23 protein-coding genes and 3 tRNA genes are annotated in these 24,049 nt (G+C 60.4%); 25 read left to right on the top strand and 1 reads right to left on the bottom strand.

Translation table 11 applies throughout. The features are described from left to right. The first annotated feature begins 118 nt into the window (after nucleotides 1-118). Both FAA97_RS05150 and FAA97_RS05145 read left to right on the top strand, forming a co-directional pair. A complete protein-coding gene (locus FAA97_RS05150) occupies nucleotides 119-1,021 on the top strand; it encodes a dihydrodipicolinate synthase family protein (RefSeq protein ID WP_136597411.1) in 903 nt (300 codons plus the stop codon). A gap of 164 nt (nucleotides 1,022-1,185) precedes the next feature. Beyond that, the gene (locus FAA97_RS05145) at nucleotides 1,186-1,923 is read left to right on the top strand and encodes an NYN domain-containing protein (RefSeq protein ID WP_136597410.1); all 738 of its coding nucleotides are present in this window, start codon (nucleotides 1,186-1,188) and stop codon (nucleotides 1,921-1,923) included. Between the two features lie 17 nt (nucleotides 1,924-1,940). Here FAA97_RS05145 and FAA97_RS05140 read toward each other — a convergent pair. Next, nucleotides 1,941-2,016 (bottom strand) — tRNA-Val (locus FAA97_RS05140). A gap of 340 nt (nucleotides 2,017-2,356) precedes the next feature. Here FAA97_RS05140 and FAA97_RS05135 point away from each other — a divergent pair. The 23 genes from FAA97_RS05135 to proS all read left to right on the top strand — a co-directional run bounded on the left by FAA97_RS05135 (nucleotide 2,357) and on the right by proS (nucleotide 24,043). Then, nucleotides 2,357-2,433 (top strand) — tRNA-Asp (locus FAA97_RS05135). 64 nt (nucleotides 2,434-2,497) lie between these two features. Beyond that, a tRNA-Asp gene (locus FAA97_RS05130) sits at nucleotides 2,498-2,574 on the top strand. Between the two features lie 231 nt (nucleotides 2,575-2,805). Then, nucleotides 2,806-3,171, top strand: coding sequence for an NADH-quinone oxidoreductase subunit A (locus FAA97_RS05125; protein ID WP_136597409.1), 366 nt, complete (start codon nucleotides 2,806-2,808; stop codon nucleotides 3,169-3,171). Then, nucleotides 3,162-3,743 carry a NuoB/complex I 20 kDa subunit family protein gene (locus FAA97_RS05120; RefSeq protein WP_136597408.1) on the top strand — a complete coding sequence of 194 codons (582 nt, stop codon included), beginning with the start codon at nucleotides 3,162-3,164 and terminating at the stop codon, nucleotides 3,741-3,743. Before FAA97_RS05125 ends, FAA97_RS05120 begins: the two co-directional genes overlap by 10 nt. Before the next feature lie 17 nt (nucleotides 3,744-3,760). Next, a complete protein-coding gene (locus FAA97_RS05115; protein WP_136597407.1) occupies nucleotides 3,761-4,363 on the top strand; it encodes an NADH-quinone oxidoreductase subunit C in 603 nt (200 codons plus the stop codon). 17 nt (nucleotides 4,364-4,380) lie between these two features. After that, the gene (locus FAA97_RS05110) at nucleotides 4,381-5,571 is read left to right on the top strand and encodes an NADH-quinone oxidoreductase subunit D (RefSeq protein WP_136597406.1); all 1,191 of its coding nucleotides are present in this window, start codon (nucleotides 4,381-4,383) and stop codon (nucleotides 5,569-5,571) included. Then, on the top strand, nucleotides 5,571-5,813 hold the full coding sequence (locus FAA97_RS05105) for a hypothetical protein (protein ID WP_136597405.1): 243 nt from the start codon (nucleotides 5,571-5,573) through the stop codon (nucleotides 5,811-5,813). The genes FAA97_RS05110 and FAA97_RS05105 overlap by 1 nt, the downstream gene beginning before the upstream one ends. A gap of 16 nt (nucleotides 5,814-5,829) precedes the next feature. Next, a complete protein-coding gene (locus FAA97_RS05100) occupies nucleotides 5,830-6,945 on the top strand; it encodes an NADH-quinone oxidoreductase subunit E (RefSeq protein WP_136597404.1) in 1,116 nt (371 codons plus the stop codon). Between the two features lie 13 nt (nucleotides 6,946-6,958). Continuing rightward, nucleotides 6,959-8,263, top strand: a complete 1,305-nt coding sequence (nuoF, locus tag FAA97_RS05095) for an NADH-quinone oxidoreductase subunit NuoF (protein WP_136597403.1) — start codon at nucleotides 6,959-6,961, stop codon at nucleotides 8,261-8,263. Between the two features lie 12 nt (nucleotides 8,264-8,275). Continuing rightward, nucleotides 8,276-8,989 (top strand): NADH-quinone oxidoreductase subunit E, encoded by a 714-nt coding sequence (locus tag FAA97_RS05090; RefSeq protein ID WP_136597402.1) that lies wholly within the window; start codon nucleotides 8,276-8,278, stop codon nucleotides 8,987-8,989. A gap of 163 nt (nucleotides 8,990-9,152) precedes the next feature. Then, nucleotides 9,153-11,234, top strand: a complete 2,082-nt coding sequence (nuoG, locus tag FAA97_RS05085) for an NADH-quinone oxidoreductase subunit NuoG (protein WP_136597401.1) — start codon at nucleotides 9,153-9,155, stop codon at nucleotides 11,232-11,234. Nucleotides 11,235-11,246: 12 nt separating this feature from the next. Next, the gene (gene nuoH, locus FAA97_RS05080) at nucleotides 11,247-12,290 is read left to right on the top strand and encodes an NADH-quinone oxidoreductase subunit NuoH (RefSeq protein WP_136597400.1); all 1,044 of its coding nucleotides are present in this window, start codon (nucleotides 11,247-11,249) and stop codon (nucleotides 12,288-12,290) included. 36 nt (nucleotides 12,291-12,326) lie between these two features. After that, nucleotides 12,327-12,815: an NADH-quinone oxidoreductase subunit NuoI gene (gene nuoI / locus FAA97_RS05075; RefSeq protein WP_136597399.1), complete on the top strand. Its 489-nt coding sequence runs from the start codon at nucleotides 12,327-12,329 to the stop codon at nucleotides 12,813-12,815. Between the two features lie 150 nt (nucleotides 12,816-12,965). Continuing rightward, a complete protein-coding gene (locus FAA97_RS05070) occupies nucleotides 12,966-13,580 on the top strand; it encodes an NADH-quinone oxidoreductase subunit J (protein WP_136597398.1) in 615 nt (204 codons plus the stop codon). 28 nt (nucleotides 13,581-13,608) lie between these two features. Next, on the top strand, nucleotides 13,609-13,917 hold the full coding sequence (gene nuoK, locus FAA97_RS05065; RefSeq protein WP_006727580.1) for an NADH-quinone oxidoreductase subunit NuoK: 309 nt from the start codon (nucleotides 13,609-13,611) through the stop codon (nucleotides 13,915-13,917). Nucleotides 13,918-13,924: 7 nt separating this feature from the next. Continuing rightward, the gene (gene nuoL / locus FAA97_RS05060) at nucleotides 13,925-15,919 is read left to right on the top strand and encodes an NADH-quinone oxidoreductase subunit L (RefSeq protein WP_136597397.1); all 1,995 of its coding nucleotides are present in this window, start codon (nucleotides 13,925-13,927) and stop codon (nucleotides 15,917-15,919) included. Next, nucleotides 15,919-17,430: an NADH-quinone oxidoreductase subunit M gene (locus FAA97_RS05055; protein ID WP_136597396.1), complete on the top strand. Its 1,512-nt coding sequence runs from the start codon at nucleotides 15,919-15,921 to the stop codon at nucleotides 17,428-17,430. The genes nuoL and FAA97_RS05055 overlap by 1 nt, the downstream gene beginning before the upstream one ends. An 18-nt stretch (nucleotides 17,431-17,448) precedes the next feature. Beyond that, on the top strand, nucleotides 17,449-18,894 hold the full coding sequence (gene nuoN / locus FAA97_RS05050; protein WP_136597395.1) for an NADH-quinone oxidoreductase subunit NuoN: 1,446 nt from the start codon (nucleotides 17,449-17,451) through the stop codon (nucleotides 18,892-18,894). An 11-nt stretch (nucleotides 18,895-18,905) separates the two neighbouring features. Beyond that, nucleotides 18,906-19,655 (top strand): biotin--[acetyl-CoA-carboxylase] ligase, encoded by a 750-nt coding sequence (locus tag FAA97_RS05045; RefSeq protein ID WP_246041338.1) that lies wholly within the window; start codon nucleotides 18,906-18,908, stop codon nucleotides 19,653-19,655. Between the two features lie 20 nt (nucleotides 19,656-19,675). Further along, a complete protein-coding gene (locus FAA97_RS05040; protein ID WP_136597394.1) occupies nucleotides 19,676-21,343 on the top strand; it encodes a ribonuclease J in 1,668 nt (555 codons plus the stop codon). A gap of 56 nt (nucleotides 21,344-21,399) precedes the next feature. Continuing rightward, nucleotides 21,400-21,804: a methylmalonyl-CoA epimerase gene (gene mce, locus FAA97_RS05035; RefSeq protein WP_136597393.1), complete on the top strand. Its 405-nt coding sequence runs from the start codon at nucleotides 21,400-21,402 to the stop codon at nucleotides 21,802-21,804. A 130-nt stretch (nucleotides 21,805-21,934) separates the two neighbouring features. Then, nucleotides 21,935-22,216: a DUF1467 family protein gene (locus FAA97_RS05030; RefSeq protein WP_136597392.1), complete on the top strand. Its 282-nt coding sequence runs from the start codon at nucleotides 21,935-21,937 to the stop codon at nucleotides 22,214-22,216. Between the two features lie 504 nt (nucleotides 22,217-22,720). Further along, the gene (gene proS / locus FAA97_RS05025) at nucleotides 22,721-24,043 is read left to right on the top strand and encodes a proline--tRNA ligase (protein ID WP_136597391.1); all 1,323 of its coding nucleotides are present in this window, start codon (nucleotides 22,721-22,723) and stop codon (nucleotides 24,041-24,043) included. Nucleotides 24,044-24,049: the final 6 nt, after the last annotated feature.

Here is a 24,049-nt window from a genome sequence, read left to right as displayed (position 1 = left end):
CAACGCAGCTGGTCATCCGTTCGCGGGGTGAGAGACGCGGCAAACCGCAGGCATCAGTCGGGATTGCGCTTGTCGACAAACTGTATATCATGTCTTGCATCATGCAAAGGAGCGTTCCATGACAACTGGCTGGCACGGCGTTTTCCCCGCCGCAACGACACAATTCAACGAAGATCTGTCGATCGATTTCGACGCAACGCAGCGCGTGCTCGATGCGCTCGTCAATGATGGCGTCAATGGTCTGATCGTCATGGGTACCTGCGGCGAGAACAACTCGCTCGACCCGGACGAAAAGCGCAAGGTGCTGAAGGCCGCTGTCGAAGTGGTCAATGGCCGTGTTCCGGTTGTCACCGGCGTGTCGGAATTCGATACCCGCCGCGCGTCAGCCTATGCCAGCGATGCGGAAAAGATCGGCGCCGATGGCCTGATGCTGCTGCCGGCCATGGTCTATGTGCCGAAGCCGCATGAGCTGGTTGCGCATTTCAAGACGGTGGCTGAGGCGACCGGCCTGCCGATCATGCTCTACAACAACCCGCCAGCCTACCGCGTCAACATCGGCGCGGAAGTGCTCGAAGCGCTGGATGGCGTGAAGAACATCAAGGCCGTCAAGGAAAGCGCGCCCGATCCGCGCCGCTTCACCGACCTGATCAACGCCTTCGGTGACCGCTACGACATCTTTGCCGGTCTCGACGATGTGGCGCTCGAAGGCCTGATGCTCGGCGCCAAGGGCTGGGTCTCCGGCCTCACCAGCGCCTTCCCGGCCGAATCGGTGGCACTCGTTGCTGCGGCCGATCGGGGCGACTGGATGGAAGCCCGCCGAATCTACCGCTGGTTCATGCCGCTGTTGCATCTCGATGCCGAACACGACCTGGTGCAATCGATCAAGCTCGCCGAACAGATCATGGGCCGCGGCTCCGAACGCGTCCGCATGCCCCGCATGCCGCTTGAAGGCGCACGCCGCGCCGAGGTGACCGCCATGGTCGAGAAGGCGGCGGCGACAAGGCCGGTGGGCGGGAAGTAAGCGTGAAAGATCCGTGAGATGCATGAGGCCCGTCGGAGCGATCCGACGGGCCTTCGTGCGCTGGTGGGGACGGTCACTCTTTGTCAAAGAAGCGATAGTAGGTTGTAAATCGAAAACTGGACCATTTGGGCCGGTATGCAACCCTCGAAGATTAGGCAGGCGACATGGCAGTCAATCATCGTCCTCCACGGCTTGCTGTGCTGATTGATGCAGACAATACGTCAAGCAAGATCATGGATGGCTTGTTCGAAGAAGTGGCTCGACTGGGCGAGGCCAGCGTCAGACGGATTTACGGCGACTTTTCCAGCCCGCACACCAAGGGTTGGAGCGAGATACTGATGCGCCACGCGATCGCTCCACACCAGCAGTTTGCCTATACGGTGGGTAAAAATTCCACAGATATCGCTCTGGTCATAGACGCCATGGATTTGCTCTGGAGCGGTCGCTTCGACGGCTTCTGTCTTGTGAGCTCTGACGGCGACTTTGCCCGACTCGCGACGCGACTCCGCGAACAGGGAGTGGATGTGTTCGGCTTCGGCAGAGAAAAATCATCCGAAGCCTTCCGTCAGGCCTGCCGGAAATTTATTTTTACCGAGAGCCTTGTCCGCGAAGCGGCTGCAACGTCGAAACCGAGGGCGTGTTCGCCACCAGTTAAGACCGTCGCGCCACCACCTGCTGCGACCGACGCAATTCCGGTTCTGGAGAAGATGCTGTCTTGCATGAAGAGCGATGGTGGTTGGGTTTCGCTTGCGGAACTCGGAACGCAGCTGTCGCAAGCCCAACCAAAGTTCGATCCTCGCGCCTATGGTTCCAGCAAGCTAAGTGGTCTCGTGAAAAAGACGGGCGCGTTCGACATCAAGCAGGCAGGACAAGCCGTGCATGTCAAAAGCAAGAAAATCTAACGCCAGAAGGAAAGGAATGGTGGGCGATGAGAGACTCGAACTCCCGACATCTTCGGTGTAAACGAAGCGCTCTACCAACTGAGCTAATCGCCCGTACGCTTGCCGGATCATGTCCGCCGCGTCGGTGGCTGTGATCTATGCGGATCGCGGAAATTCCGCAAGAGCGTTTGTGCAGATTTTTTCGTTTTTTTGTCATGCGCGTTTTTCGCGGTGTGGAAAACTTCTGATCGCGCCGAGCGTAAGGCCCTGCGGCGTGGTGTCGCGAAGGCAGGGGAGGCGAGGGATGGGAAATCGGGCCTGTGGGAAAAAATCTCATGGTCACGGTTTTGTCTCAGATGCTGCTTGACACCTCGAAACGAACCCCGTAGAGACCCGCTCATCGAACGGGCAAGCCCGGTCGGCGGGGTCGCCCTGACCCCTCAAATGGAAATGCGCGGGTGTAGCTCAGTTGGTTAGAGTGCCGGCCTGTCACGCCGGAGGTCGCGGGTTCGAGCCCCGTCACTCGCGCCATTCCACTGAAAATCAAGGCAAGTCGCTTAAAGGCGGCAAATGTGAACCTGGTTCACGAAAATGCGCGGGTGTAGCTCAGTCGGTTAGAGTGCCGGCCTGTCACGCCGGAGGTCGCGGGTTCGAGCCCCGTCACTCGCGCCATTCTCTCTAACCTCCACCCTTTGCGATCCTTCTGAAGACATCGCGCCCAAGCTTTCCTAACGACAGGCATTTTACCTCGTGGTAAGGTAAACTCGGTATCGGGTGAAAAGGTTTTACTTGGTCTTGCACTGGCTCACTGGCTGCGCTAACCACGGCTCGTTGCAACTCTCTTTCGGCTTGTCGGCTCCGCCCTATATGCCATTCGGCATGTGAGACAAGCAGGGTGATATGATGACTGATCTGCTCAGTTCCTACCTTCCGATCGCCATCTTCATCGGTATTTCCCTCGTGATCGGCATCGCGCTTCTCGTGGCGCCTTTTGCCGTGGCCTACAAAGCTCCCGATTCGGAGAAGCTTTCGGCTTACGAGTGCGGATTCAATGCCTTTGACGATGCGCGCATGAAGTTCGACATCCGCTTTTATCTGGTGTCGATCCTCTTCATCATTTTCGACCTCGAAGTGGCCTTCCTGTTCCCGTGGGCGGTCTCCTTCTCCGAGATCGGCTGGTTCGGTTTCTGGTCCATGATGGTGTTCCTCGGTGTGCTCACCGTCGGCTTTATTTATGAATGGAAGAAGGGGGCGCTCGAATGGGAGTGATCCAATCCGACGCCACGCTGGTGGCACCTCAGGCCAAGGGCATCATTGATCCGAATACCGGCAAGCCCATCGGCAGCGACGACAAGTTCTTCGGCGAGATCAACAATGAGCTCGCCGACAAGGGTTTTCTCGTCACTTCGACGGATGAGCTGATCAACTGGGCCCGTACCGGCTCGCTGATGTGGATGACCTTCGGTCTTGCCTGCTGTGCGGTCGAGATGATGCAGCTTTCCATGCCGCGTTACGACGCCGAGCGTTTCGGTTTTGCGCCGCGCGCCAGCCCGCGTCAGTCCGACGTCATGATCGTTGCCGGCACACTGACCAACAAAATGGCGCCTGCGCTTCGCAAGGTCTATGACCAGATGCCGGAGCCGCGTTACGTCATTTCGATGGGTTCCTGCGCCAATGGCGGCGGTTACTATCATTATTCCTATTCCGTCGTGCGTGGTTGTGACCGCGTCGTGCCGGTCGATATCTACGTGCCGGGCTGTCCCCCCACGGCAGAAGCATTGCTCTATGGCGTGATGCTCCTGCAGAAGAAGATCCGGCGCACCGGCACGATCGAGCGGTAAGGGAAGGGACGAGACAAATGAGTGAAGCCCTGAACGAGCTTGCCTCCTATCTGACGGAAACGCGCGGCGCGCTGATCGCGGCAAGCGAGATCGCCTATGGCGAGCTGACGCTGACGGCGAAGTCGGAAAACATCATTCCGCTTCTGACCTTCCTGCGTGATGACGTGCAGTGCGGTTTCGTCAACCTGATCGATATCTGCGGCGTCGACTATCCGACCCGAGAAGACCGGTTCGACGTCGTCTATCACTTGCTGTCGCCGCGTCAGAATCTGCGTATCCGCATCAAGGTATCGACGGGCGAATTCAAGCCGGTGCCATCTGCCTGCCCGGTCTTTCCGGGTGCCGACTGGTTCGAGCGCGAAGCCTGGGACATGTACGGCATCCTGTTCACCGATCACCCGGATCTGCGCCGCATCCTGACCGACTACGGTTTTGAAGGTCACCCGCTGCGCAAGGACTTCCCCACGACAGGCTTTGTCGAAGTGCGCTATGACGACCAGGCCAAGCGCGTTGTGTACGAGCCGGTCGAACTGAAGCAGGAATTCCGCAATTTCGACTTCCTCTCGCCTTGGGAAGGCACTGATTACGTGCTGCCCGGCGATGAAAAAGCGGCCAAGTGAGCGGAAGGGCAGGGACCATGACCGAGCATAATGTTCGCAACTTCAATATCAACTTCGGCCCGCAGCATCCGGCGGCGCACGGCGTTCTTCGCCTCGTTCTCGAGCTCGACGGCGAAATCGTCGAGCGCGTCGATCCGCATATCGGCCTTCTGCACCGCGGCACCGAAAAGCTGATCGAGACCAAGACCTATCTGCAGGCGCTGCCCTATTTCGATCGCCTCGACTATGTCGCGCCGATGAACCAGGAACATGCCTATTCGCTCGCGGTCGAGAAGCTGCTCGGTCTCGAGATCCCGATCCGCGGCCAGCTGATCCGCGTGCTCTATTCGGAAATCGGCCGTATCCTGTCGCACCTCCTGAACGTCACGACGCAGGCCATGGACGTCGGCGCACTGACGCCGCCGCTCTGGGGCTTCGAGGAGCGCGAGAAGCTGATGGTCTTTTATGAGCGTGCCTCGGGCGCGCGCATGCACTCGGCCTACTTCCGTCCCGGCGGCGTCCACCAGGATCTGCCGCATCAGCTCGTCGAGGATATCGGCAAGTGGTGCGACCAGTTCCCGGAAAAGCTTGACGACATCGACGACCTGCTGACCGGCAATCGTATCTTCAAGCAGCGCAACGTCGACATCGGCGTGGTTAGCCTCGACGACTGCTGGGCCTGGGGTTTCTCCGGCGTCATGGTCCGTGGTTCGGGTGCGGCCTGGGACCTGCGCAAGTCGCAGCCCTACGAGTGCTATGCCGACATGGATTTCGACATCATGGTCGGCAAGAACGGCGACTGCTACGATCGTTATCTGATCCGCATGTTCGAAATGCGCGAATCGGTGAAGATCATGAAGCAGTGCGTCAATCGTCTGCTCGGCGATGCGAAGACCGGCCCGGTCTCGTCGCTCGACGGCAAGGTCGTCCCGCCGAAGCGTGGCGAGATGAAGCGCTCGATGGAAGGCCTGATCCACCACTTCAAGCTTTACACCGAAGGCTATCACGTTCCAGCCGGCGAGGTGTATGCCGCCGTTGAAGCGCCCAAGGGAGAGTTCGGCGTGTTCCTCGTCTCCGACGGCACCAACAAGCCGTATCGCTGCAAGATCCGCGCGCCGGGTTATGCCCATCTCCAGGCCATGGACTTCCTGTGCCGTGGCCACCAGCTTGCCGACGTCTCGGCGGTTCTCGGATCGCTCGACATCGTGTTCGGAGAGGTTGACCGCTGATGCTGAAGGCTCTCGCCGCAATGATGCTCTGTCTTGCAGCCACCCAGGCGGTGGCGCAGGATCGGACTGCGTTGACGTCGAGATCGTCGGCTTCGATGGCCAAGCTCATCCAGGATGGATACGAGATCAAGAGTTCGACCTGGACCGGCTCGAAGATGTTCGTGTTCCTGCAGAAAGACCAATCGGCCTACGCCTGCGAGTTCGTCAACGTGACGACGACGCGGTGCGGTGCCATAAACTGACAAGGCGTGAGGAAGTATGTCCGTTCGTCGACTAGCCGAAGAGCAATTCCAGCCCGCAGCTTTTTCCTTCAATGCGGAAAACATCGCCTGGGCTGAGGCCACCATCCGCAAATATCCGGCGGGCCGCCAGCAGTCGGCCGTCATTCCGCTATTGATGCGGGCGCAGGAGCAGGATGGCTGGGTGACCAAGGCCGCGATCGAGCATGTCGCAGAAATGCTCGACATGCCGTATATCCGCGTGCTTGAGGTCGCGACCTTCTACACGCAGTTCCAGCTGAAGCCGATCGGCACGCGCGCGCATATCCAGGTGTGCGGCACGACCCCTTGCATGCTGCGCGGAGCGGAAGACCTGATCCACGTCTGCAAGTCCAAGATCCACCCGGAGCCCTTCGAGCGCAATGCCGAAGGCACGCTGTCGTGGGAAGAGGTCGAGTGTCAGGGCGCCTGCGTCAACGCGCCGATGGTGATGATCTTCAAGGATGCCTACGAAGACCTGACGCCGACGCAGCTTGAGCACATCATCGACCGCTTTGCGGCCGGCAAGGGCGACGACATCAAGCCGGGCCCGCAGGTCGATCGCATCCATTCGGCCCCGGTCGGCGGCCCGACGGCGCTCACCGATCCGATCCAGCCGATCCGTTTCTCGGACAATCCGGAATCGGCACCCGCCGCTGCTGCCTCTGTTCCGCCGGCAAATGCCGCCAAGCCGGATACGAGCGCTCCGGAAACCGATCCGAAGCTGAAGACGCCGGCAACGGCGAAGAAGGCTGCGGCTGAGAACGTCAAGGTCGAAGGCGAAAACGCCGACACCGCGCGTCCGGTGGAAAAGGCGGCAGCGGCTGCCCCTTCGCCGGAAAAGAACCGACCAGTCGGCATCGATCGGCCCGAAACGCCTGATGACCTGAAGATGATTTCCGGCGTCGGTCCCAAGATCGAGGCAACGCTGAATGGTCTCGGCATCTACACGTTCGAGCAGATCGCCAAATGGAAGAAGGCGGAACGCGAGTGGGTCGACACCTATCTCAAGTTCTCCGGTCGCATCGAGCGCGACGACTGGGCCAAGCAGGCCAAGGTGCTCGCCAAGGGTGGCGAAGCCGAGTACATCAAAGTCTTCGGCAAGAAGCCGCGCTGAGAGGTAAAGAGACATGTTGAAGGATCAGGATCGCATCTTTACCAACATCTATGGCCTCAAGGACAAGTCCCTGAAGGGCGCCATGGCGCGTGGCCACTGGGATGGCACCAAGCAAATCCTTGAAAAAGGCCGGGACTGGATCATCAACGAGGTGAAGAACTCCGGTCTGCGCGGCCGTGGCGGCGCGGGCTTCCCCACGGGTCTGAAGTGGTCCTTCATGCCGAAGGAATCGGACGGCCGTCCGCATTACCTCGTCGTCAATGCCGACGAATCCGAGCCCGGCACCTGCAAGGACCGCGACATCCTGCGCCATGATCCGCATACGCTGATCGAAGGCTGCGTCATCGCCTCCTTCGCCATGGGCGCGCATGCGGCCTACATCTATGTCCGCGGCGAGTTCATGCGCGAGCGTGAGGCGCTGCAGGCAGCGATCGACGAGTGCTACGATGCTGGCCTCCTCGGCAAGAACAACAAGCTCGGCTACGACATCGACATTTATGTCCACCACGGCGCCGGCGCCTATATCTGCGGCGAAGAAACCGCGCTGCTCGAAAGCCTCGAAGGCAAGAAGGGCCAGCCGCGCCTGAAGCCGCCGTTCCCGGCGAACATGGGTCTCTATGGCTGCCCGACCACGGTCAACAACGTCGAGTCGATCGCGGTGACCCCGACCATCCTGCGCCGTGGCGCCGGCTGGTTCTCGTCCTTCGGGCGCCCGAACAATGTCGGCACGAAGCTGTTCATGATCTCCGGCCACGTCAACCGTCCCTGCACGGTTGAGGAAAGCATGGGCATCACCTTCCGCGAAATGATCGAAAAGCATGCCGGTGGCATCCGCGGCGGCTGGGACAATCTGCTCGCGGTCATTCCTGGCGGCGCGTCCTGCCCGGTCGTCAAGGCCGAGGATATGATGGATGTCGTGCTTGATTTCGACGGTCTGCGCGAAGTGAAGTCTTCCTTCGGCACCGGCGGCATGATCGTCATGGACAAGTCCACCGACATCATCAAGGCGATCTGGCGCATCTCGGCCTTCTTCAAGCATGAGAGCTGCGGCCAGTGCACGCCGTGCCGCGAAGGCACCGGCTGGATGATGCGCGTCATGGAACGCATGGTGAAGGGCAACGCGCAGAAGCGCGAGATCGACATGCTGTTCCAGGTGACCAAGCAGGTTGAAGGTCACACCATCTGTGCGCTCGGTGATGCGGCGGCCTGGCCGATCCAGGGCCTGATCCGCAACTTCCGTCCTGAGATTGAAGCGCGCATCGATCAATACACCCGCAACGCGATGGCGCATGGTGTCGTCATGGAAGCGGCCGAATAAGGAGACGAGGCGATGACAGGCTCTTCGGACAAGAGCGGTGACGGAAAGTCGGGCAAGCCGACTGATGAAACCAGCGCTTCCGAAGATCTCGATAACCTCCTGAACGATCCGGCGGCCGTCATGGCCGCCGCAACGGCCTTCGGACTTTCCGTGGCGACGCAGATGAGCCGCTTCTGGCTTGGGTCTCTGCAGGGCGCGATGGAAGTGACCGGGCAACTGGCACGCCAGCTGGAAGAGGAGCGCAAAGCCAATGCGGCAGTGCGCGGCTCCGCAGAAGAGGCGGCAAAGCCGGTTTCTGAGCCGAAACCGCAGGCTGCGCCTACCGAGACGCCGGCGAGGTCAGAGCAGACTGGACCCGCTAAGTCCAAGGCGAAGGTCAAGGCGCCTGCAGCGCAGCCGAAGGCGGCTCCAAAGCGGTCTGTGACCAGGCCGGTGGCCGAGCCGGTTGCGACGAAGAAGGAGGCGACTGCCAAACGGGCTGTCGCGTCCAGGATGAAAAAGGGAAGTGGCCAGGCTGACGATTTGAAAAAGATCGAAGGCATCGGCCCGAAGCTCGAACAGGTGCTGCGGGGCAGGGGGATCTCCCGCTTTGTCGACCTGATGGACTTGGACGATGCCGCGCTTGCGGCACTCGATACGGAATTGGGTCTTGACGGACGCTCGCTTCGGGACGACTGGAAAGGCCAGGCAGCCCGACTCGTCAAGCCGGGCAGAAAGCCGCGCTAGTTGCGATCGGCAAACAGGAATTCGGACTAGGCTTCGGGCTGATGCCTGTGGCTCTGACCAAGGGATACAACAGGTCGATTGCGTTTCTTTTAGGGTGGCAATCGACCAACCGGAGCGAAAGGCTTCGGGTTCAGACGCGGAAGCGTGAGGCAGGAAGGCGAATATGGCAAAGCTGAAGGTCGACGGTAAAGAGATCGAAGTCCCGGATCATTTCACTCTCTTGCAGGCGTGCGAGGAAGCCGGCGCCGAGGTTCCGCGCTTTTGTTTCCATGAACGGCTGTCGGTTGCCGGCAATTGCCGCATGTGCCTCGTCGAGGTGAAGGGCGGCCCGCCGAAGCCGGCTGCCTCCTGCGCCATGGGCGTGCGCGATATCCGCGGCGGCCCGAATGGCGAACTTCCGGAAGTCTTCACCAACACGCCGATGGTCAAAAAGGCCCGCGAAGGCGTGATGGAATTCCTGCTGATCAACCATCCGCTCGATTGCCCGATCTGCGACCAGGGCGGCGAATGCGACCTGCAGGACCAGGCCATGGCCTTCGGCATCGATAGCTCGCGCTACACCGAAAACAAGCGCGCTGTCGAAGACAAGTACATCGGACCGCTGGTCAAGACCGTGATGAACCGCTGCATTCACTGCACGCGTTGCGTCCGCTTCACCACCGAAGTCGCCGGCATTGCCGAACTTGGCCTGATCGGCCGCGGCGAGGATGCCGAGATCACCACCTATCTTGAGCAGGCGATGACGTCGGAGCTGCAGGGCAATGTCGTCGACCTCTGCCCGGTCGGCGCACTGACCTCCAAGCCCTTCGCCTTCACCGCCCGTCCGTGGGAGCTGAACAAGACCGAATCGATCGATGTGATGGATGCGCTGGGTTCGGCAATCCGCGTCGATACCCGCGGTCGCGAAGTCATGCGCATCATGCCGCGCATCAATGAAGAGATCAACGAAGAGTGGATCTCCGACAAGACGCGCTTCATCTGGGATGGCCTGAAGACCCAGCGTCTCGACCGCCCTTACGTCAAGAAGGATGGCCGACTGCAGGCAGCGAGCTGGGCGGAAGCCTTCGCCGCGATCAAGGCAGCCGTTGCCTCGACGTCCGCCGACAAGATTGGTGCCGTCGCAGGCGACCTCGCATCGGTCGAAGAAATGTTCGCGCTGAAGGCGCTTCTGAACGGCCTTGGATCGGAAAACACCGACTGTCGCCAGGATGGCACGGCGCTGCACTCTGACCTTGGTCGCTCGACCTATCTCTTCAACGCCGGCATCGAAGGCATTGAATCTGCTGATGCAATCCTGATCGTCGGTGCCAACCCGCGCTTTGAGGCCGCCGTGCTCAACGCCCGCATTCGCAAGCGCTGGCGCCATGGCGGCATGCCAATCGGCGTGATCGGCGAAGGCGGCGAGCTGCGCTACCCTTACGACTATCTCGGCGCAGGCGCCGAGACGCTGGCCGACCTCGTTTCCGGCAAGAACAACTTTGCCGAAACGCTGAAGGCCGCCAAGAACCCGCTTATTATCGTCGGCCAGGGCGCGATCTCCGGTCCGGACGGCAAGGCGGTGCTCGCCAATGCCGCCAAGCTCGCTCTCGACGTTGGCGCCGTTAGCGAGGCATGGAACGGCTTCTGCGTGCTGCACACCGCAGCCTCGCGCGTCGGCGGCCTCGATCTGGGCTTCGTGCCGGGTGCAAATGGCGTTGCAGCCCGCGACATGCTGTCGTCGCTCGACGTCGTCTTCCTGCTCGGCGCCGATGAACTCGATTTCTCGACCAAGACGGCAAAATGCGTCGTCTATATCGGCAGCCATGGCGATAACGGCGCGCATCATGCCGATATCATCCTGCCAGGCGCGACCTATACCGAGAAGTCCGGCACCTGGGTGAACACCGAAGGCCGCGTCCAGATGGGCAACCGGGCCGGCTTTGCGCCGGGCGAAGCCCGCGAAGACTGGGCGATCCTGCGCGCACTCTCCGACGTGCTCGGCAACAAGCTGCCCTTCGATTCGCTGTCGCAGCTGCGCGCAACGCTCTATGCGAGCCAGCCGCACTTCGCCGCGCTTGACCAGATTGCACCGGGCGTTGCCGCCGATATTGCTGCGCTGGCGAAAAAACCGGGTAAGATCGGCAAGTCTCTGTTTGCGTCGCCGGTCAAAGACTTCTATTTGACGAACCCGATCGCACGTGCTTCGGCCGTCATGGCCGAGTGCTCGTCATTGGCCCGCAACAATTTCAAGGCTGCGGCAGAGTAAGGGCAGGGGACTATGGATAATTTCGTTTCCACCTATGTGTGGCCGGCGGCCATCATGATCGGGCAGTCGCTTCTGCTGCTGGTCTGCCTACTCGTGTTCATCGCTTACATCCTGCTCGCAGACCGCAAGATCTGGGCAGCGGTTCAGCTGCGTCGCGGCCCGAACGTCGTTGGTCCCTGGGGTCTGTTCCAGTCCTTCGCCGACCTTCTGAAGTTCGTCTTCAAGGAGCCGGTCATTCCGGCTGGCGCCAACAAGGGCGTCTTCCTTCTCGCTCCGCTCGTTGCAGTCACGCTGGCGCTCGCCACCTGGGCCGTCATTCCGGTGAATTCCGGCTGGGTGATTGCCAACATCAATGTCGGCATTCTCTTCGTCTTTGCGGTCTCATCGCTCGAAGTCTACGGCATCATCATGGGTGGCTGGGCTTCAAACTCGAAGTACCCGTTCCTCGGTGCGCTCCGTTCGGCAGCCCAGATGGTGTCCTATGAAGTCTCGATGGGCTTCGTTATCGTCACCGTTCTTCTCTGCGTTGGCTCGTTGAACCTGACCGACATCGTGGTCGCGCAGAACAACGGCCTCGGCACGATGATGGGCCTGCCAGCTTCCTTCCTCGACTGGCACTGGCTGGCGCTGTTTCCGATGTTCGTGATCTTCTTCATCTCGGCATTGGCAGAAACCAACCGTCCGCCCTTCGATCTGCCGGAAGCCGAATCCGAACTCGTTGCCGGCTTCATGGTCGAATACGGTTCGACCCCATACATGATGTTCATGCTCGGCGAATATGCGGCCATCGTCCTGATGTGCTCGCTGACGACGATCCTTTTCCTCGGAGGCTGGCTGCCGCCGGTTGATATCGCGATCCTCAACTGGGTCCCGGGCATCATCTGGTTCGTGCTGAAGGCCACGCTTGTCTTCTTCATGTTCGCCATGGTGAAGGCCTTCGTCCCGCGCTACCGTTACGACCAGTTGATGCGTCTCGGCTGGAAGGTCTTCCTTCCGATCTCGCTCGCCATGGTCATCATTACCGCATTCGTGCTGAAGCTGATGGGCTGGGCTTGATGCCCGCCCGGATGCTTGGCTGATTTGGAGAATAAGATGGCGATTGCACAGGCTATCAGTTCGCTCTTCCTGAAAGAGTTCGTCGGCGCATTCTTCCTGTCGATGCGCTACTTTTTCAAGCAGAAGGCGACCATCAACTATCCGTTCGAAAAGGGCCCGGTTTCGCCGCGCTTCCGGGGCGAACACGCATTGCGCCGCTATCCGAACGGCGAAGAGCGTTGCATCGCCTGCAAGCTGTGCGAGGCGATCTGTCCCGCCCAGGCCATCACCATCGAGGCCGGCCCGCGCCGCAATGACGGCACCCGCCGCACGGTGCGTTACGACATCGACATGGTGAAGTGCATCTATTGCGGTTTCTGTCAGGAAGCCTGCCCGGTCGACGCGATTGTCGAGGGTCCGAACTTTGAGTTCGCCACCGAAACGCGCGAAGAGCTCTACTTCGACAAGGCACGCCTGCTCGACAACGGCGACCGCTGGGAACGTGAAATCGCGCGCAACATTGCGATGGACGCGCCATACCGCTGAGCCCTTCCGGGCCGACGCCGCCAGCGAGGTGCAAGGCTTCGCCGGGGCATATGTTTAAATTGCAACGGGCATGTCGGTGGGGATACCGGTCATGCCTTATCGGGCGGCGGGGCAGGGCCCTCGTCCGGGGGAAGATGAAAAGGCACCAACATGGGTCTTCAGGCTCTCTTTTTCTATCTCTTCGCCTTTGTCGCGGTGGCTTCGGCTTTCATGGTGATATCGGCTCGGAACCCGGTCCATTCGGTCCTGTTCCTCATTCTGACCTTCATCAACGCAGCGGGCCTTCTGCTCCTCACCGGAGCTGAATTCCTGGCGATGATCCTGCTGGTCGTCTATGTCGGCGCGGTTGCGGTTCTCTTCCTCTTCGTCGTGATGATGCTCGACATCGACTTCACCGAATTGAGAGCAGGGGCCGCGAAATACGCGCCCATCGGTGCTCTGATCGGCCTGATCGTTGCCGTCGAACTCGTCGTCGTCATCGGCGGCAGCGTCATCAGTCCTGAGGCACAGCAGGCAATCACCCAGCCGATCCCGGCTGTGGCGGAACGCCAGAACACGCAGGCACTCGGCGATGTCCTCTACACGGACTACGTCTTCTTCTTCCAGATTGCGGGTCTCGTGCTCTTTGTCGCCATGATCGGTGCGATCGTGCTGACGCTGCGCCACCGCACAAACATCAAGCGCCAGGATATCTCCGCCCAGGTCGCCCGCACGCCCGAGACCGCCGTCAAGGTGGTCAAGGTCAAGCCGGGCCAGGGCGTCTGAGCCGAGCAAGAGGTCAAGGAACAGAAATATGGAAATCGGTCTTTCCCACTACCTCACGGTCAGTGCCATCCTCTTCACGCTCGGGGTCTTCGGCATCTTCCTGAACCGCAAGAACGTCATCGTCATCCTGATGTCGGTCGAACTGATCCTGCTGGCCGTCAACATCAACATGGTGGCCTTCTCGACCTTCCTCGGCGATCTCGTCGGCCAGGTCTTCGCGCTGTTTATCCTCACGGTCGCGGCCGCCGAAGCGGCCATCGGTCTCGCGATCCTGGTGGTGTTCTACCGTAATCGCGGCTCCATCGCCGTCGAAGACGTCAACATGATGAAGGGCTGATCGGGTCATGATCTACAAGGCTATCGTCTTTCTCCCCCTGATCGGCTTTCTGATCGCCGGCCTGTTCGGCCGTCAGATCGGCGCCAAGGCTTCGGAATACGTCACCACCGGTCTGATGATGATCGTCGCGGTCCTTTCCTGGATCGTGTTCTTCAACGTCGCCATGGGCCACGAGGCGCATGAGGTCATCAAGGTGCCCGTGCTGCGCTGGATCCAGTCCGGCGGCATCGACGTCGAATGGGCATTCCGGGTCGACACGCTGACTGCCGTCATGTTCGTCGTGGTCAACTCGGTGTCGTGCCTCGTGCACCTCTACTCGATCGGCTACATGCATCACGATCCGCATCGGCCGCGCTTCTTCGCCTATCTGTCGCTGTTCACCTTCGCGATGCTCATGCTCATCACGTCGGACAACCTCTTGCAGATGTTCTTCGGCTGGGAAGGCGTTGGTCTTGCGTCGTATCTCCTGATCGGTTTCTGGTTCAAGAAGCCATCGGCGTCGGCTGCCGCCATGAAAGCCTTCATCGTAAACCGCGTCGGCGACTTCGGCTTCATCCTCGGCATCTCCGCTCTTTTCGTGATGTTCGGTTCGATCAACCTCGAAACCGTCTTCGCCTCCGCGCAGTCGTATCTGCCGGCAGAAGGTGCGGGTTCGCCAGAGGTCGTGCTCAACCTCTTCGGCATGCAGCTCGACCGCAGCCACGCACTGACCGGCGCCTGCCTGCTGCTGTTCATGGGTGCCATGGGCAAGTCGGCGCAATTCCTGCTGCACACCTGGCTGCCGGACGCGATGGAAGGCCCGACCCCGGTTTCGGCCCTCATTCACGCGGCAACCATGGTCACCGCCGGCGTCTTCCTCGTCGCCCGCATGTCGCCGATCTTCGAACTCTCGCCGGATGCCCTGACCTTCGTCACCATCATCGGCGCGATCACCGCCTTCTTCGCGGCGACCGTCGGCCTCGTGCAGAACGACATCAAGCGCGTCATCGCCTATTCGACCTGCTCGCAGCTCGGTTACATGTTCGTCGCGCTCGGCGTCGGAGCCTATGGTGCAGCGGTCTTCCACCTTTTCACGCACGCCTTCTTTAAGGCTCTGCTGTTCTTGGGTGCGGGCTCCGTCATCCATGCCGTCGATGGCGAACAGGACATGCGTTACATGGGTGGTCTGCGCAAGCACATCCCTTACACCTTCTGGGCCATGACCATCGGCACGCTTGCGCTGACCGGCGTCGGCATTCCCGGCACGATCATCGGCTTTGCGGGCTTCTTCTCCAAGGACGCGATCATCGAATCGGCCTTTGCCTCGCACTCGGCCGTCGGCGGCTTCGCCTTCACGCTTCTGGTCATCGCGGCCCTGTTCACGAGCTTCTATTCGTGGCGCCTGGCCTTCATGACCTTCTTCGGCAAGCCGCGCGCGTCTGCCGATGTGATGCATCACGTGCATGAATCTCCCATGGTGATGCTGCTGCCGCTGCTTCTGCTCGGCATTGGCGCGATCTTTGCCGGTGTCGCGTTCCACGACTACTTCTTCGGCCATCACTATGCCGATTTCTGGAAGGGTGCTCTCTTCACGTTGCCGGAAAACGAGATCCTCGAGGAATTCCACCATGTGCCGCTTTGGGTAAAGTGGAGCCCGTTCTTCGCCATGGCCCTCGGCTTCGTCACCGCCTGGTACATGTATATCAAGAACCCGGCAGCGCCGAAGAAACTGGCAGAACAGCAGTGGATGCTCTACCAGTTCCTGCTCAACAAGTGGTACTTCGACGAACTCTACGACTTCCTTTTCGTCCGCTCTTCAAAGGCGCTCGGCCGCTTCCTCTGGAAGAAGTCAGACGTTGCGGTCATCGACCGCTACGGACCGAACGGTGTTGCCTCCGCAGTGAGCGGTCTGACTGACAAGGTCGTCCGTCTGCAGTCGGGTTACCTTTACCACTATGCCTTCGCGATGCTGATCGGCATTGCGGCCCTTGTTACCTGGATGATGCTCGGGAGCTCCCTCTGATGACCGATTGGCCCATTCTTTCAACGGTCACCTTCCTTCCCCTGGTCGGCGTGGCCCTGCTGCTTCTGACCCGTGGAGACACCTCGCTCGGCCGTCGCAACATCCTCAACGTCTCGCTGCTGACGACGGTTTTCACCTTCGTCGTCTCGCTCTTCATCTGGATCAACTTCGACAATTCGAATACCGGCTTCCAGATGGTGGAGAAGCATGCCTGGCTCGGGACCGGCATCTCCTATCACCTCGGTGTCGACGGCATTTCCATGCTGTTCGTCATCCTGACGACACTGCTCATGCCCTTCTGCATTCTTGCGAGCTGGACCTCGGTCGAGAAGCGCCTGAAGGAATACATGATCGCATTCCTGATCTTGGAAACATTGATGATCGGCGTCTTCGTCTCGCTCGACATCGTGCTCTTCTACGTGTTCTTTGAAGCCGGCCTCATTCCGATGTTCATCATCATCGGCGTGTGGGGCGGTAAGGATCGCGTCTACGCATCCTACAAATTTTTCCTCTACACGCTGCTCGGCTCGGTTCTGATGCTGCTCGCTATCATGGCGATGTACTGGCAGGCCGGCACGACGGATATCGCAGCCCTCCTTGAGCATGATTTTCCTGCATACATGCAAACCTGGCTATGGCTTGCCTTCTTTGCCTCTTTTGCGGTGAAAATGCCGATGTGGCCGGTCCACACCTGGCTTCCGGATGCGCACGTTCAGGCACCGACGGCAGGCTCGGTCATCCTGGCGGGTATCCTCTTGAAGCTTGGCGGCTACGGCTTCCTGCGCTTCTCGCTGCCGATGTTCCCACTGGCGTCGGATTTCTTCGCGCCGATGGTCTTCGCCCTCTCGGTGATCGCCATCGTCTACACCTCGCTGGTCGCGATGATGCAGGAAGACATCAAGAAGCTGATCGCATACTCCTCCGTCGCCCACATGGGCTACGTGACCATGGGTATCTTCGCGGCCAACCAGCAGGGCGTGCAGGGTGCGATCTTCCAGATGATCAGCCACGGTTTCGTTTCGGGCGCGCTCTTCCTCTGCGTCGGCGTGATCTATGACCGTCTGCACACCCGCGAAATCGCGGCGTATGGCGGCCTGGTCAACAACATGCCGAAATACGCCGTCGCCTTCATGGTCTTCACCATGGCGAATGTCGGCCTGCCGGGCACCTCGGGCTTCGTCGGCGAATTCCTGACCCTGATCGGCGTCTTCCGCGTCAATACCTGGGTTGCCCTGATTGCCGCCACCGGCGTCATTCTCTCGGCAGCCTACGCGCTCTGGCTCTATCGCCGGGTGGTCTTCGGTCCGCTCGAGAAGGACAGCCTCAAGGCGATGCTCGATCTTTCGGCGCGCGAGAAGCTCGTGCTCTATCCGCTGGTCGTCCTCACCATCTTCTTCGGTGTCTACCCGGCGCCGATCCTGGATGCGACTGCCGCCTCCGTCGACCATCTGGTCAACAATTACTCCGCAGCCTTGCAGGCAGCCCAGTCTCTGGCGCTGACAGCGAACTGACGACAGGATCCTTTGGACATGACCGCTGAAACTCTCATCACAAGCCTGCATCTGGTCACGCCGGAACTGATCCTGGCCGTTGGCGCCATGGTGCTGCTCATGATCGGCGTCTTTTCCGGCAATCGGTCGACCAATGTCGTCACCGGTCTCGCCGTGGCCCTCCTGATCTTCGCCGGCGTCTGGCTGGTCGTCGCCGGTGGCGAGGGCCAGGCCTTCAACGGCGCCTATGTAGCCGATGGCTATGCGCGCTTCATGAAGATCCTTGCCCTGATCGGTTCGGTCACGGCGATGATCATGGCGGTGGGCCATGCCCGCTTCGACCATCTCGACAAGTTCGAGTTCCCGGTCCTGCTCGTGCTTGCAACGCTCGGCGTCATGCTGATGATCTCGGCCAACAACCTGATCACGCTCTACATGTCGCTCGAACTGCAGTCTCTGGCGCTCTACGTTGTGGCCGCCATCAACCGCGACAGCCTGCGCTCCACGGAAGCCGGCCTCAAGTACTTCGTCCTCGGCGCCCTGTCGTCCGGCATGCTGCTCTATGGCATGTCGCTGGTCTACGGCTTCACCGGCAATGTCGGCTTTGAGCAGATTGCAGCCGTGCTGTCGCAGGGCGAGCCGTCGCTGGGGCTGATCTTCGGTCTGGTCTTCGTGCTGGCCGGTCTGGCCTTCAAGATCTCGGCCGTGCCGTTCCACATGTGGACGCCCGACGTTTACGAAGGCGCACCGACACCGGTCACGGCATTCCTGGCCGCCGCCCCGAAGGTCGGCGCCATGGCGATCACGGTCCGCATCGTCATCGAAGCCTTCATGCCGATCTTTGCCGAATGGCAGCAGATCATCGTCTTCATCTCGATCGCCTCCATGGTTCTGGGTTCGGTTGCCGCAATCGGTCAGCGCAACATCAAGCGCCTGATGGCCTATTCCTCGATCGGCCACATGGGCTATGCGCTGGTCGGTCTTGCCGCCGGCAGCGAGACCGGCGTATCGGGCGTGCTGCTCTACATGATGATCTATCTCATCATGACGCTCGGCACCTTCGCCTGCATCATGGCGATGCGCGTCAAGGAAGGCGGCAATGTCGAGAACATCGACGATCTCGCCGGTCTCTCGACCACCCGTCCGTTCATGGCGATCGTGCTGACGGCGCTGATGTTCTCGCTTGCCGGCATTCCGCCGCTGGCCGGCTTCTTCGCCAAGTACTTCGTCTTCGTCGCGGCCATCGAGGCGAAGCTCTACGCACTGGCCATCATCGGCGTGCTCGCATCCGTCATCGGCGCCTACTACTATCTGCGCCTGATCAAGGTCATGTGGTTCGACGAGGCCAAGGGCGAGTTTGTGCGGACGGCTGTCGAACTGCGGCTGGTCTTCGGCCTGTCCGGTCTCTTCGTGCTGGGCTACGTGCTGGTCGGTGGCCCGCTCGGAACGGCTGCCGAGGCTGCTGCGAAGTCCCTGTTTCATTGAGCGGGATCCCCATGTCGCGCCGGATGTCGATTGACGATTTCCGGCACGAGGCCCTCGATGAGGTTTCGTCGACCAACACCATCGCCATCGCCCGCGCTCGCGCGGGCGATCCTGGTTTGTTGTGGATCACGGCGAACCGCCAGTCCGACGGCCGGGGTCGGCGCGGTCGCCCCTGGGTCTCCGAGCCAGGAAATCTTTATTCATCCCTCCTGCTGATCGACCCCGCGCCCCAGCAGGCGATCGGGACCTTGCCGTTGGTCGTCTCGCTTGCCGTCCATGCCGCCATCTCGCGGGTGCTTCCACCGGGCGCGCCGCCTGCGGAAGTGAAGTGGCCGAACGACGTGATGATCGAGCGCCGCAAGACGTCGGGCATCCTGCTCGAGGCCGAACGCGTCGGCGACCGGCTGGCGCTGGCCATCGGCATCGGCATCAACATCCGGCATCGGCCCGAACTGTCGCAGTATCCGGTGACGAGCCTTGCCGAGAACGGTGCGGACATCGGGCCGCAGCAGTTCTTTGCGCATCTCTTCGCCGCCATGGCCGAGTATCTGGCGATTTGGGACGAGGGCCGGGCGGTTGCCGAGATTGTCGATCGCTGGCGCGCGGTGGCCTGTGGGCTCGGCGAGAAAATCACAGTCAATCTTCCTGATCGTTCGATTTCGGGTATCTTTTCCGGAATCGATGATAAGGGACTGTTGTTGCTCGACCGCGGCGCCGAAGGAATTCAGGCGATAGCCGCCGGAGACGTGTTTTTCGGGTAAGACTGGAACGGATAAGAAGAATGGCCAAGAACGACGAACTGGTTTTCCTGCCGCTGGGCGGCGTGGGTGAAATCGGCATGAACCTCGCACTCTACGGCTACGGGCCTCCGTCGAACCGTCAGTGGATCATGGTCGATTGCGGCGTCACCTTTGCTGGACCCGATCTTCCGGGTGTCGACCTCGTTCTGCCCGATATCGGCTTCATCAAGGCGCAGAAGAAGAACCTCAAGGGCATCATCATCACCCATGCGCATGAGGACCATTACGGTGCGCTGAACGACCTCTGGCCGGGTCTCAACGTGCCGGTCTATGCCTCCGGCTTCACCGCCGGCATGTTGGAGGCCAAGCGCGACTACGAAGGCTCGCGTGCGCAAATTCCGATCACGCCGTTCAAGCAGGGCGACCGGATCAATGTCGGCCCCTTCGAGATCGAGGCCATCGGCGTCAATCACTCGATCCCCGAGCCGATGTCGCTGGTCATCCGCACGCCGCTCGGCAATGTCGTACATACCGGCGACTGGAAGATCGACCACAACCCCTCGCTCGGCCCACTGACCGATGAAGCCCGCTTCCGTGCCGTTGGCGATGAAGGTGTGCTGGCTCTGCTCTGCGACAGCACCAATGCCGTGCGCGATGGTGTTTCGCCCTCCGAGGAGGAAGTCTCCGAGGGGCTGCGCAAGATCATCGAAGCGGCAGAGGGCAGGGTGGCGATCACGACCTTTTCGTCCAACGTCGGCCGTATCCGCTCCATCGCGCTCGCAGCCGAGGCAGCAGGTCGCGAAGTGCTGCTGCTTGGCAGTTCGCTGAAGCGCGTGACGGCAGTGGCCGATGACATCGGCATCATGCAGGGCATCAAGCCTTTCATCGCCGAAGACGAATATGGCTACATCCCGCGCGACAAGGTCGTCGTTATCCTGACGGGCAGCCAGGGTGAGCCGCGGGCGGCTCTCGCCAAGCTCTCGCGTGATGAGATGCGCAATGTGGCGCTGGCCGCCGGTGATACCGTGGTCTTCTCCTCGCGTGCCATTCCCGGCAACGAAAAGGCGATTCTTGACATCAAGAACGGCCTGATCGAGCAGGGTGTGCATATCGTGACGGATAGCGACGCACTGGTGCATGTCTCAGGACATCCACGCCGCAACGAGCTGCTCAAGATGTATGAGTGGACAAAGCCGCAGATCCTGGTTCCTGTTCACGGCGAAGCCGCGCATCTGGTGGCCCAGCGCGATCTCGCACTTCAGGCCGGTATCGGCCAGGTGCCGCGGGTGCGCAACGGCGATGTGCTGCGCTTGGCGCCCGGTCCCGCAGAAGTCATCGATGAAGCACCGTTCGGGCGTGTCTACAAGGACGGCCGCCTGGTGGGGTCGCTGGATGAGATGGGTATCTCAGACCGCAAGAAGCTCGCCTATGTCGGCCATGTCGCCGTGAATGTGATCCTGGACAGCCGCTTCGACTTTGTCGGTGATCCCGACGTGGAGGCTTTCGGCTTGCCGGAACTGGATCACGAGGGCGAGTTGATGGAAGACACGCTTTATGACGCCGTACTGGGTGCTGTCGAAAGCATTCCGCGAAGCCGGCGCAAGGAACTGGACACAGTCCGCGAAGCAGTGCGCCGCGCTGTTCGGTCTGCGGCCAACGAAGCCTGGGGTAAGAAACCGATCGTCACGGTGTTTTTGACCAAAGTCTGAGGGACGCGGGGCATGGGGCGATCTTAGTATCGCCCCGCCATCTCGAGGAGGACAGCATGCTCGGTCGCGTCAACCACATTGCCATAGCCGTACCGGATCTGAAGGCCGCTGTTGCTTCCTATCGGGATAGGCTTGGCGCCCGTGTTTCTCCCGCCGAATCTCTGCCTGAGCATGGCGTCACAGTGGTGTTCGTCGAGCTACCGAATACCAAGGTCGAGCTTCTCGAGCCCTTGGGCGAAACGTCACCCATCGCCGCGTTTCTGCAAAAGAACCCGGCAGGCGGCATGCACCATATCTGCTATGAAGTGGCCGACATCCTGCAAGCGCGCGACCAGCTTCTGGCGGCCGGGGCGCGTGTTCTCGGCACCGGTGAGCCCAAGATTGGCGCGCATGGCAAGCCGGTTCTCTTCCTGCATCCGAAAGACTTCTTCGGCACCCTGATCGAATTGGAACAGGTCTGACACCAAAGCTGCACAGAAGCGGATCCTCCGCGGTGCGACGCTTTGGACTTTGTGCTATTCTCCGCTCTCGACTATAGAAGCAAAAACTGGGCGATGCCGGGGGCTGTTTTAACCCGGCGAGCGAAAGGGAATGCGTGTGGCGCTGCTGTCTGTCTTTGCCGTTTATTTCGTCATCTGGTGGTTGACGCTGTTTGTCGTCCTGCCGATCGGGATGCGCACGCAGGCTGAAGACAACGAAGTGTTGCCGGGCACGGTCGCAAGCGCGCCGACACGGTTCAAGGCGTTTCGCATATTCGCAACGACGACCGTCATCTCCGCGCTGATTTATGGGGCCTGGTATCTTGCGGGCAATTATTTTGCCTTGAGCTTCCGGGATTTGCCGGTGTTCGGCCCGGGCCTTGAAGGCCGCTGAGCGGGGCCGGTTGTATTGGCCTTGCAGGTGTGGGGCTGCCGACAAGCCAAAAAAAAACAAGGTCCTGAGACCTTGTTTGAATATTCGCGTGATCCTTAACCATTTAAGGGGCTGCGGCAAAGCGCGCCAAAGATCTGATCCTCCCAAGACTTGACCGCGAGTGTGGCAGGAATTCGTTCTTCCTGCCTCTTTTATGAGCCGAAGCTAGCCCAAACAATTACCGTTGTCACTACCTAACTTGCAGATTTGTAACACTCGGAGGAAAAAAATGTCCGGGACGCATTTGTCGCACCGCTGTCATGCAGGATCCGAATTGCGCCTCGGAAAAGGGCGACTTCCAACACGGTGACGTCAAGAAGTGGCTTGCTTCTGTGGGCGACCGCTTAGCGAGCGCGTTGCGGGTTTTCTTCTAGAGGCCGAAGGGTTATGAACGCTGTCTGATATCCCGTTTCAATCGTTGATTCCGTGCTTCTCACGAAATCCTCCAACCATCTGGAAGTCTTTATGCGTCTGTCGCGCTACTTCATGCCAATCCTGAAGGAAACCCCCAAGGAAGCTGAAATCGTTTCTCACCGCCTGATGCTTCGCACCGGCATGATCCGCCAGCAGAGCCAGGGCATCTATTCGTGGCTGCCGCTCGGGAAGCGCGTTCTGGACAAGGTGAACGCCGTCATTCGCGAGGAGCAGAATCGTGCCGGCGCCATCGAGCTGTCGATGCCGACGCTGCAGTCGGCCGATCTCTGGCAGGAAAGCGGTCGTTACGAAGACTACGGCAAGGAAATGCTGCGCATTCGCGATCGCCAGGACCGCCCCATGCTGTACGGTCCGACGAACGAGGAAATGGTGACCGATATCTTCCGGTCCTATGTGAAGTCCTACAAGAGTCTTCCGCTCAACCTTTACCACATCCAGCTGAAGTTCCGTGACGAGATCCGTCCGCGCTTCGGCACAATGCGCTCGCGCGAGTTCCTGATGAAGGACGCCTATTCCTTCGACCTGACGCAGGCCGAAGCGATCCATTCCTACAACAAGATGTTCGTCGCTTACCTGCGCACCTTCGATCGTCTCGGTCTGCGCGCCATTCCGATGCGTGCCGACACCGGACCGATCGGCGGCAACCACAGCCACGAATTCATCATTCTCGCCGATACCGGCGAATCCGAAGTTTTCTGCCACAAGAGCTTCGTCGATTTCGACATCCCGCCTGTCGATACCGATTTCGACAATGTCGAAGGCCTGCAGACGATCTTTGACAAGTGGACCTCGGTCTACGCCGCAACCTCCGAAATGCACGACGAGGCCGCATTTGCCGCCATAGGCGAAGGCGACCGCCTGTCTGCCCGCGGCATTGAAGTCGGCCATATCTTCTATTTCGGCACGAAGTATTCCGAGCCGATGGGCGCCAAGGTTCAGGGGCCCGACGGCAAGGAGCACCCTGTCCATATGGGGTCTTATGGCATCGGTCCGACCCGTCTTGTGCCGGCGATCATCGAGGCATCGCACGACGAGAACGGCATCATCTGGCCGGAGTCGATCGCGCCCTTCAACGCGGTCGTCATCAACATGAAGCCGGGCGATGAGGCCTGCGACAGCACCTGCGAGCGGCTTTACGCAGCCCTGCAGAATGCCGGCAAGGATGTACTCTACGACGATACCGACGATCGTGCCGGCACGAAGTTTGCCACCGCTGACCTGATCGGTGTTCCGGTCCAGGTGATCGCGGGACCGCGTGCGGTTGCGGCCGGTGAGGTTGAGTTGAAGGATCGCAAGACGGGTGCCCGCGAAACGCTGACGATCGAAGCTGCGATCAACAAGCTGACCGCTTGATCGAAA

It is taken from the genome of Peteryoungia ipomoeae, assembly GCF_004912165.1.
GTDB classification, from domain to species: domain Bacteria; phylum Pseudomonadota; class Alphaproteobacteria; order Rhizobiales; family Rhizobiaceae; genus Allorhizobium; species Allorhizobium ipomoeae.
The sequence above is the reverse complement of the archived record's forward strand: the minus strand, read 5'-3'. Positions and strand labels throughout refer to the sequence as shown.

Coding starts and splice junctions, on each gene's coding strand:
- FAA97_RS05030 (WP_136597392.1), top strand. CDS start 21,935: ATGCGTGTGGCGCTGCTGTCTGTCTTTGCCGTTTATTTCGTCATCTGG.
- nuoN (WP_136597395.1), top strand. CDS start 17,449: ATGACCGCTGAAACTCTCATCACAAGCCTGCATCTGGTCACGCCGGAA.
- nuoH (WP_136597400.1), top strand. CDS start 11,247: ATGGATAATTTCGTTTCCACCTATGTGTGGCCGGCGGCCATCATGATC.
- nuoG (WP_136597401.1), top strand. CDS start 9,153: ATGGCAAAGCTGAAGGTCGACGGTAAAGAGATCGAAGTCCCGGATCAT.
- FAA97_RS05090 (WP_136597402.1), top strand. CDS start 8,276: ATGACAGGCTCTTCGGACAAGAGCGGTGACGGAAAGTCGGGCAAGCCG.
- FAA97_RS05150 (WP_136597411.1), top strand. CDS start 119: ATGACAACTGGCTGGCACGGCGTTTTCCCCGCCGCAACGACACAATTC.
- nuoK (WP_006727580.1), top strand. CDS start 13,609: ATGGAAATCGGTCTTTCCCACTACCTCACGGTCAGTGCCATCCTCTTC.
- FAA97_RS05040 (WP_136597394.1), top strand. CDS start 19,676: ATGGCCAAGAACGACGAACTGGTTTTCCTGCCGCTGGGCGGCGTGGGT.
- FAA97_RS05120 (WP_136597408.1), top strand. CDS start 3,162: ATGGGAGTGATCCAATCCGACGCCACGCTGGTGGCACCTCAGGCCAAG.
- proS (WP_136597391.1), top strand. CDS start 22,721: ATGCGTCTGTCGCGCTACTTCATGCCAATCCTGAAGGAAACCCCCAAG.
- FAA97_RS05125 (WP_136597409.1), top strand. CDS start 2,806: ATGACTGATCTGCTCAGTTCCTACCTTCCGATCGCCATCTTCATCGGT.
- FAA97_RS05110 (WP_136597406.1), top strand. CDS start 4,381: ATGACCGAGCATAATGTTCGCAACTTCAATATCAACTTCGGCCCGCAG.
- mce (WP_136597393.1), top strand. CDS start 21,400: ATGCTCGGTCGCGTCAACCACATTGCCATAGCCGTACCGGATCTGAAG.
- FAA97_RS05100 (WP_136597404.1), top strand. CDS start 5,830: ATGTCCGTTCGTCGACTAGCCGAAGAGCAATTCCAGCCCGCAGCTTTT.
- FAA97_RS05105 (WP_136597405.1), top strand. CDS start 5,571: ATGCTGAAGGCTCTCGCCGCAATGATGCTCTGTCTTGCAGCCACCCAG.
- FAA97_RS05070 (WP_136597398.1), top strand. CDS start 12,966: ATGGGTCTTCAGGCTCTCTTTTTCTATCTCTTCGCCTTTGTCGCGGTG.
- nuoI (WP_136597399.1), top strand. CDS start 12,327: ATGGCGATTGCACAGGCTATCAGTTCGCTCTTCCTGAAAGAGTTCGTC.
- FAA97_RS05055 (WP_136597396.1), top strand. CDS start 15,919: ATGACCGATTGGCCCATTCTTTCAACGGTCACCTTCCTTCCCCTGGTC.
- FAA97_RS05115 (WP_136597407.1), top strand. CDS start 3,761: ATGAGTGAAGCCCTGAACGAGCTTGCCTCCTATCTGACGGAAACGCGC.
- nuoF (WP_136597403.1), top strand. CDS start 6,959: ATGTTGAAGGATCAGGATCGCATCTTTACCAACATCTATGGCCTCAAG.
- FAA97_RS05145 (WP_136597410.1), top strand. CDS start 1,186: ATGGCAGTCAATCATCGTCCTCCACGGCTTGCTGTGCTGATTGATGCA.
- FAA97_RS05045 (WP_246041338.1), top strand. CDS start 18,906: ATGTCGCGCCGGATGTCGATTGACGATTTCCGGCACGAGGCCCTCGAT.
- nuoL (WP_136597397.1), top strand. CDS start 13,925: ATGATCTACAAGGCTATCGTCTTTCTCCCCCTGATCGGCTTTCTGATC.